4 protein-coding genes and 5 pseudogenes are annotated in these 8,076 nt (G+C 46.6%); 7 read left to right on the top strand and 2 right to left on the bottom strand.

Annotated features, from left to right (window positions below; genetic code table 11):
* On the top strand, positions 1 to 187 hold a 187-nt coding region (locus BHE85_RS27040; RefSeq protein WP_206779257.1), incomplete at its 5' end, for a hypothetical protein.
* On the opposite strand, the pseudogene BHE85_RS07080 reads toward BHE85_RS27040, so the two are convergent.
* Positions 99 to 344, bottom strand: a pseudogene (locus tag BHE85_RS07080) (IS66 family transposase); the annotation flags it as partial. The gene BHE85_RS27040 and the pseudogene BHE85_RS07080 overlap by 89 nt on opposite strands.
* Between BHE85_RS07080 and BHE85_RS07075 the strand changes: the two are divergent.
* From BHE85_RS07075 to BHE85_RS07060, 3 genes and pseudogenes are all read left to right on the top strand, one after another.
* Positions 329 to 1,333, top strand: a pseudogene (locus BHE85_RS07075) (conjugal transfer protein TraF); the annotation flags it as partial. The pseudogenes BHE85_RS07080 and BHE85_RS07075 overlap by 16 nt on opposite strands.
* Positions 1,334 to 1,693: 360 nt before the next feature.
* A complete protein-coding gene (gene sigA / locus BHE85_RS07065) occupies positions 1,694 to 5,551 on the top strand; it encodes a serine protease autotransporter toxin SigA (RefSeq protein ID WP_047930534.1) in 3,858 nt (1,285 codons plus the stop codon).
* Between the two features lie 46 nt (positions 5,552 to 5,597).
* Positions 5,598 to 6,179: a hypothetical protein gene (locus BHE85_RS07060; protein WP_000291751.1), complete on the top strand. Its 582-nt coding sequence runs from the start codon at positions 5,598 to 5,600 to the stop codon at positions 6,177 to 6,179.
* A gap of 402 nt (positions 6,180 to 6,581) precedes the next feature.
* On the opposite strand, the pseudogene BHE85_RS07050 reads toward BHE85_RS07060, so the two are convergent.
* Positions 6,582 to 6,982: pseudogene (locus tag BHE85_RS07050) on the bottom strand (IS66 family transposase); the annotation flags it as partial.
* On the opposite strand from BHE85_RS07050, the pseudogene BHE85_RS07045 reads away from it, so the two are divergent.
* The 3 genes and pseudogenes from BHE85_RS07045 to BHE85_RS07035 form a co-directional block, all read left to right on the top strand.
* Positions 6,977 to 7,561: pseudogene (locus BHE85_RS07045) on the top strand (transposase); the annotation flags it as partial. The pseudogenes BHE85_RS07050 and BHE85_RS07045 overlap by 6 nt on opposite strands.
* A gap of 50 nt (positions 7,562 to 7,611) precedes the next feature.
* Positions 7,612 to 7,716: pseudogene (locus tag BHE85_RS27290) on the top strand (IS66 family transposase); the annotation flags it as partial.
* A 53-nt stretch (positions 7,717 to 7,769) separates the two neighbouring features.
* On the top strand, positions 7,770 to 8,076 hold a 307-nt coding region (locus BHE85_RS07035; RefSeq protein WP_032219445.1), incomplete at its 3' end, for a transposase.

Genomic DNA, 8,076 nt, shown 5'->3' with positions numbered 1-8,076 from the left:
TGGGGAATATCTCCCCGGCAGCCTTCAGGGAAAAATATCATCAGATGGCTGCTTAAAAAAAGAACAAATGGTAGTGTCCGCTATTGCCAGTACACCTCAAGACGACATTTCTTCGATAACGTGTGTTCTTTCTCCTGCATCAGCTTATACAGGGAAGTCAGGAGCGGTCTACTCTGCATTTGCCTGACCGCCAGGCGTTCAGACACCGGTAACCCGCGTATATCGTGCTCTATGGCGTACAGTTCACCGATTAGTTTCAGAGCTTCTTCCGCCGTCGCGCTTTTAGTACTGATATATACATCGTGGATTTTGCGTCGCGCATGAGCCCAGCATCCTGCTTCCGTCCGTCGGCGCGCAGCTCTCCAATCCGGATAATATCACCGACAACGCCGACCGGATCAGTGATGAGTGGAAGGCCTTCGACCGCGCCATCGAAAGTAACCACGGTGTTCCTGAGGCTGCCGCACGCCTGAAAGAACACCTCCGGGACTTCCGTAACACACATGCCGCCGCACAGCTGGGCGTTTCTGCTGTGGCGGCCCTTCCCGGTGATCGCCTCTCTGCCGCACTGATGGTTAAATCACACGGCACCGTCAGTGTCGACGGTAAAGTCTCTGATGCTGACCTCACTTACCTGGAAGAGGTGGCAAACAGCACCGGGCAGGAGGTGGACAAAAGCCGCCTGACATCACAGGCCTTTGCCCGCGCGGCACTGATCACTGATGTGGGTATTGCTCTGGCTACGGAACTGGAAACGGCCGGGCAGAAATGGTCTCTGGGCTTCCCCCCCAAATTCCAGCGCGTCGACCTGTTCAACTACAACGTGCTGGTCAGAAATTATGACAGCAGCGCCTTCAAAGGCGACCGCTACCACAACACGAAAAATGGCATCAACGCCGACATCGGTGCCAGTACGAACCTGGATGACAACTGGACGCTGGGACTGGTCGCACAGAACCTGATCCCCCGTAGTATTGAGACAAAAGAAGTGAACGGTATCACGGAAACCTTCAGGATCCGCCCGCAGGTGACGGCCGGTGTCTCCTGGCACAACGCGATGTTCACCACCGCATTTGATGTGGATCTGACCCCGGCCAGCGGTTTCACCTCCGACAGCAACCGTCAGTTTGCCGCCATTGGCGCAGAATTTAATGCCTGGAAATGGGCACAGCTGCGCGCCGGTTACCGTCAGAATCTGGCCGGTAACGACGGCAGTGCATTCACGGCCGGGGTGGGGATCTCACCGTTTGATGTGGTTCACCTTGATGTTGCAGGCCTGATCGGCACGGACAACACTTACGGTGCGGTCGCACAGTTCCAGTTCACCTTCTGAGTTCCACCTGCAAAACAGCATGCACATTATCGCTGCATGTTGTTTCCATCATCAAAAGTCTGTCGGACATCGACAGACTTAACTCCCCCGGATAATACAGAAAACCTGTAAAGGATTGACCGGAAACAACAAAGATCAAATTTTGATCGCAAAGGTCAAAATACAAACACCAGGTGATCAATATCTGACCAATCAATCACTTGTGCTTATCTTTTTTTTCATTTTGTTACATCTGTCATACAAATATAACTGACAGTGATTATCATTATACCCTTATCAGTTACGTACCATGACTGATAGTTCCCCGTTGTAATTAAATGCTATCCCATAACCACAACTCAGAAATATCGGAGTTCACGTATGAATAAAATTTATTCACTGAAATATAGTCATATTACAGGTGGATTAGTTGCTGTTTCTGAACTGACCCGGAAAGTTAGTGTCGGTACATCAAGAAAGAAAGTTATCCTCGGTATTATTTTATCCTCAATATATGGAAGTTATGGTGAAACAGCATTTGCAGCAATGCTGGATATAAATAATATATGGACCCGCGATTATCTTGACCTTGCTCAAAACAGAGGAGAGTTCAGACCGGGTGCAACAAATGTTCAATTAATGATGAAAGATGGAAAGATATTTCATTTTCCAGAACTACCTGTACCTGATTTTTCTGCTGTTTCCAACAAAGGTGCAACAACATCAATTGGAGGTGCGTACAGTGTTACTGCGACTCATAACGGTACACAGCATCATGCAATAACAACACAGTCATGGGATCAGACAGCATATAAAGCAAGTAACAGAGTATCATCTGGCGACTTTTCGGTTCATCGTCTGAATAAATTCGTCGTGGAAACAACAGGGGTTACGGAGAGTGCCGACTTCTCACTTTCTCCCGAAGATGCGATGAAAAGATATGGCGTAAACTACAACGGTAAGGAACAAATAATTGGCTTCAGAGCAGGTGCCGGAACAACCTCAACGATATTAAACGGCAAACAATATCTGTTTGGACAAAACTATAATCCCGACTTGTTAAGCGCAAGTCTTTTTAATCTGGACTGGAAAAACAAGAGTTACATTTATACCAACAGAACCCCTTTTAAAAACTCACCAATTTTTGGCGATAGTGGTTCTGGTTCTTATCTATATGATAAAGAACAACAAAAATGGGTTTTCCATGGTGTTACCAGTACAGTTGGTTTTATCAGTAGTACCAATATAGCCTGGACAAACTACTCGTTATTTAATAATATTCTGGTAAACAATTTAAAAAAGAATTTCACAAACACTATGCAGCTGGATGGTAAAAAACAAGAGTTATCATCGATTATAAAAGATAAGGACCTGTCTGTCTCAGGAGGAGGGGAATTAACGCTCAAGCAGGATACCGATCTTGGCATTGGCGGGCTTATATTCGATAAGAACCAGACATATAAAGTGTACGGAAAAGATAAGTCTTATAAAGGTGCCGGGATAGATATTGATAATAATACCACCGTTGAATGGAATGTTAAGGGCGTTGCCGGAGATAATCTGCATAAAATAGGTAGTGGTACTCTGGATGTAAAAATAGCACAGGGAAATAACCTTAAAATAGGTAATGGGACTGTCATCCTTAGTGCTGAAAAAGCCTTCAATAAAATTTACATGGCCGGAGGTAAAGGTACGGTAAAAATAAATGCCAAAGACGCTTTAAGCGAAAGCGGTAATGGCGAAATCTATTTTACCAGAAATGGCGGAACACTGGATCTAAACGGCTATGACCAGTCATTTCAGAAAATCGCAGCAACAGATGCGGGAACAACCGTAACGAACTCAAACGTGAAGCAATCAACATTATCACTTACTAATACTGATGCATATATGTACCATGGGAATGTATCAGGTAATATAAGCATAAATCATATTATCAATACTACCCAGCAACATAACAATAATGCCAATCTGATCTTTGATGGCTCAGTCGATATCAAAAACGATATCTCTGTCCGGAATGCACAGTTAACATTACAAGGACATGCGACAGAACATGCCATATTTAAAGAAGGCAATAACAACTGTCCAATTCCTTTTTTATGTCAAAAAGACTATTCTGCTGCCATAAAGGACCAGGAAAGCACTGTAAATAAACGTTACAATACGGAATATAAGTCCAACAATCAGATAGCCTCTTTTTCCCAGCCCGACTGGGAAAGTCGTAAATTTAATTTCCGGAAATTAAATTTAGAAAACGCAACCCTGAGTATAGGCCGGGATGCTAATGTAAAAGGACACATAGAGGCTAAAAACTCTCAAATTGTTCTGGGAAATAAAACTGCATACATTGACATGTTCTCAGGAAGAAACATTACTGGCGAAGGTTTTGGATTCAGACAACAGCTTCGCTCCGGGGATTCAGCAGGCGAAAGTAGTTTCAACGGCAGTCTGAGTGCTCAAAACAGCAAAATAACTGTTGGTGATAAATCAACTGTTACTATGACTGGTGCATTATCCTTAATTAATACAGACCTGATTATCAACAAAGGAGCTACTGTTACCGCCCAGGGAAAAATGTATGTAGATAAAGCTATTGAACTGGCCGGAACCCTGACATTAACAGGCACCCCTACAGAAAATAATAAATACAGCCCGGCAATCTATATGTCAGATGGATATAATATGACAGAAGATGGTGCCACGTTAAAGGCTCAAAATTATGCCTGGGTCAATGGTAATATAAAATCAGACAAAAAAGCATCTATTCTGTTTGGTGTTGACCAGTATAAAGAAGATAACCTGGACAAAACCACACACACACCGCTGGCTACAGGTTTGCTGGGTGGCTTTGATACTTCTTATACCGGAGGTATTGATGCTCCTGCTGCCTCAGCCAGCATGTATAACACCTTATGGAGAGTAAACGGACAGTCAGCCCTGCAATCATTAAAAACCCGCGACAGTCTTTTGTTGTTTAGTAACATAGAGAATTCGGGTTTCCATACTGTGACAGTAAACACACTGGATGCCACTAATACTGCTGTGATTATGCGGGCTGATCTGAGCCAGTCTGTAAATCAATCGGATAAACTCATTGTTAAAAATCAGTTAACCGGAAGCAATAACAGTCTGTCGGTCGATATACAGAAAGTGGGAAATAATAACTCAGGATTAAACGTTGACCTGATAACAGCCCCAAAAGGAAGCAATAAAGAGATATTTAAAGCCAGTACTCAGGCCATAGGTTTCAGCAACATATCTCCTGTGATCAGCACGAAAGAGGATCAGGAACATACCACGTGGACCCTGACCGGATATAAGGTGGCTGAAAATACAGCATCTTCCAGTGCAGCAAAATCGTATATGTCCGGTAATTACAAAGCCTTCCTGACAGAAGTCAACAACCTGAATAAACGAATGGGGGATCTGCGTGACACCAATGGCGAGGTCGGTGCATGGGCCCGCATCATGAGCGGAGCAGGTTCAGCTTCTGGTGGATACAGTGACAACTACACCCATGTGCAGATTGGTGTGGATAAAAAACATGAGCTGGATGGACTTGACCTTTTCACTGGTCTGACTATGACGTATACCGACAGTCATGCCAGCAGTAATGCATTCAGTGGCAAGACGAAGTCCGTCGGGGCAGGTCTGTATGCTTCCGCTATATTTGACTCTGGTGCCTATATCGACCTGATTAGTAAGTATGTTCACCATAATAATGAGTACTCGGCGACCTTTGCTGGGCTCGGAACAAAAGACTACAGTTCTCATTCCTTGTATGTGGGTGCTGAAGCAGGCTACCGCTATCATGTAACAGAAGACTCCTGGATTGAGCCGCAGGCAGAACTGGTTTATGGGGCCGTATCAGGTAAACGGTTCGACTGGCAGGATCGCGGAATGAGCGTGACCATGAAGGATAAGGACTTTAATCCGCTGATTGGGCGTACCGGTGTTGATGTGGGTAAATCCTTCTCCGGTAAGGACTGGAAAGTCACAGCCCGCGCCGGCCTTGGCTACCAGTTTGACCTGTTTGCCAACGGTGAAACCGTACTGCGTGATGCGTCCGGTGAGAAACGTATCAAAGGTGAAAAAGACGGTCGTATTCTCATGAATGTTGGTCTCAACGCCGAAATTCGCGATAATCTTCGCTTTGGTCTTGAGTTTGAGAAATCGGCATTTGGTAAATACAACGTGGATAACGCGATCAACGCCAACTTCCGTTACTCTTTCTGATAACAGCCCGGGCCGCGTTTGCGGCCCTTCTTCTACCGGAGAGAATATGTATTACCCTGTGACAGACTATATCGCTCTTGCTCTCATTATTAGCTTTCTTTTTCTGACATTATTTATCTGCCTGTTATGCCTTAAACATGAGCGAATAAAAAAAGAAACTATCAGGCAAAAAAATGCACATATTCTGGAGCATGGCTGGAATGCAACTGAGTTCTCATGGTTCCGATACGGACAGTATAACGAAACGGGTATTTACATCTCGATCGAGAAGACCATTATCATTACAATCACCGTTTCTGGTGGGTGCTTTAAAAAAGAATACAGCATTGTCTCCCACATGCTGGTCACTGACACCATAACAGAGGCCACCCTGTACGAAAACGGGCTGTATACGCGCCACATCAGACTCAGTCGCCCAGTATCTGACAGCAAATACCCCTTGCCACCCGGATCTCAGCTCATTAAAAATATGACCTTACGACTGCGCCTGCAGGATCAGCAGGAAGAAACATCCGTGACATTATTTCAGGGAAAAATGAGTACCGACGGAAATAACTATTACATCATCAAAGGTAAAGTAAGCTCAGTACTTCTGTTATTAAAAATGCTGCAGATTAATCACGCCTGATCTCTGTCCCGGTATTTTAGCCCGAGGTATATTCTGAAATATCATTCATCATGACCGGCGTTTATACAAACGCCGGTCATTCGCTAACAGCTTCACCGTTCCTTCCCCCATCCAGGTTCCGCATGAGCGTGTTGTAATGTTCATAAGCGTATTATCGTAAGCTTCCGGGGAACTCATATTGACGCGTTTTTCAGGCGCGCGTCATCGGCGGCGCATACGAACGATCGTGGTTTGATAACGGTTGATTTATTTTGTTGCACAGGGGCGATCGCCAGGCAGGTACCGGAGGCGGGCTCTGAAGTACTGAGTAGGGTGATCGCGTCAGGCCGCGAAGTACTGACTCGGGGATTAATAGCAGGTGATGAGTAAGCGTACAGCGAGGGCCGTATTGACGGGGATGTGTTATTCAGCTGGCAGTGCTATGCGCCACGGAAGCAGTTCGCTGACCCGGTTGACCGGCCAGTCTGCTATGACGCCAAGCACATGGCGAAGGTAGCTTTCTGGATCCACGTCATTCAGTTTGCACGTCCCGATCAGGCTGTACAGTAGCGCTCCCCGCTCACCACCATGGTCAGAGCCGAAGAACAGGAAGTTTTTACGACCCAGACTGACCGCCCGCAAGGCATTTTCAGCGATGTTGTTGTCGATTTCCACCCAGCCATCGTTCGCATAGTACGTCAGTGCCGGCCACTGGTTAAGTGCGTACGCGAACGCCTTCGCCAACTCTGAGTGTCGCGACAGGGTCTTCATCTTTTCCGCAACCAGCTTTCCAGGGATTTCAACAGCGGTTTCGTTTTTCGCTGACACCATGGAGGGAGTGGTTAAAAGAGCAACGAGAAAGTGGTAATTATAACGCCAGCCGGATATGGCGGGAAATGGTGGCCCGGGGATTTACAGGCAGTGAAACCATCGTCAGGGATGCGGTTGCCAAATGGCGTAAAGGCTGGAACCCACCGGTTACTACTGCCGTCAGACTTCCTTCAGTGTCCCGGGTAAGCCGCTGGTTGATGCCCTGGAGAATAACCAGGGATGAAGAAAATTATGCTTCCCGATTTATTAGTCTGATGTGTGAAAAAGAACCTGAGCTGAAAATAGCGCAGCAACTGGCACTCGAGTTCTACCGTATTCTGAAAACCCAAAATAAATCACAGCTAAGCAGTTGGTTCACTCGAGTCCACGAAAGCGGTTCAGCAGAATTTCGGCGCGTGGCGGCGGGGATGGAAGCTGATGCTGCAGCTATATGTGAGGCAATCAGTAGTCGCTGGAGTAATGGTGTTGTCGAAGGTCATGTAAATCGCCTGAAGAAGATGCTGAAACGCCAGATGTATGGTCGAGCAGGATTTGAACTACTCAGGCAGAGGGTAATGAGTCCACTGGCATGAAAATCTCCACCCAGGTTGCGGAAGAGCCACTTTTCATCCGTCGTTGACAGTTATACCGCCAGTCAGAAATATACCGTCGTCAGGGCGTGGAGCTGAGCCGTGCCACACTGGGTCGCTGGACCGGTGCCGTTGCTGAACTGCTGGAGCCGCTGTATGAACCGCCCCGGGAATCCTGGAGACTAAACTCCCTGAGAAAGAGGTAAACAGGATGACTAAAAATACTCGTTTTTCCCCCGAAGTCCGTCAGAGGGCGATTCGTATGGTTCTGGAAAGTCAGGGCGAATATGACTCACAGTGGGCGGCAATTTGTTCCATTGCCCCAAAGATTGGCTGTACACCGGAGACTCTGCGTGTCTGGGTACGCCAGCATGAGCGGGATACCGGAGGCGGTGATGGCGGGCTCACCACCGCTGAACGTCAGCGTCTGAAAGAGCTGGAACGTGAAAATCGTGAACTGCGCCGCAGTAACGATATCCTTCGCCAGGCTTCCGCTTATTTTGCGAAGGCGGAGTTCG

The organism is Shigella sp. FC1567, assembly GCF_001743015.1.
Classification (GTDB): domain Bacteria; phylum Pseudomonadota; class Gammaproteobacteria; order Enterobacterales; family Enterobacteriaceae; genus Escherichia; species Escherichia coli.
Note: the sequence above shows the minus strand (reverse complement) of the source record. Positions and strands in the feature narration are given on the sequence as shown.

Coding starts and splice junctions, on each gene's coding strand:
- sigA (WP_047930534.1), top strand. CDS start 1,694: ATGAATAAAATTTATTCACTGAAATATAGTCATATTACAGGTGGATTA.
- BHE85_RS07060 (WP_000291751.1), top strand. CDS start 5,598: ATGTATTACCCTGTGACAGACTATATCGCTCTTGCTCTCATTATTAGC.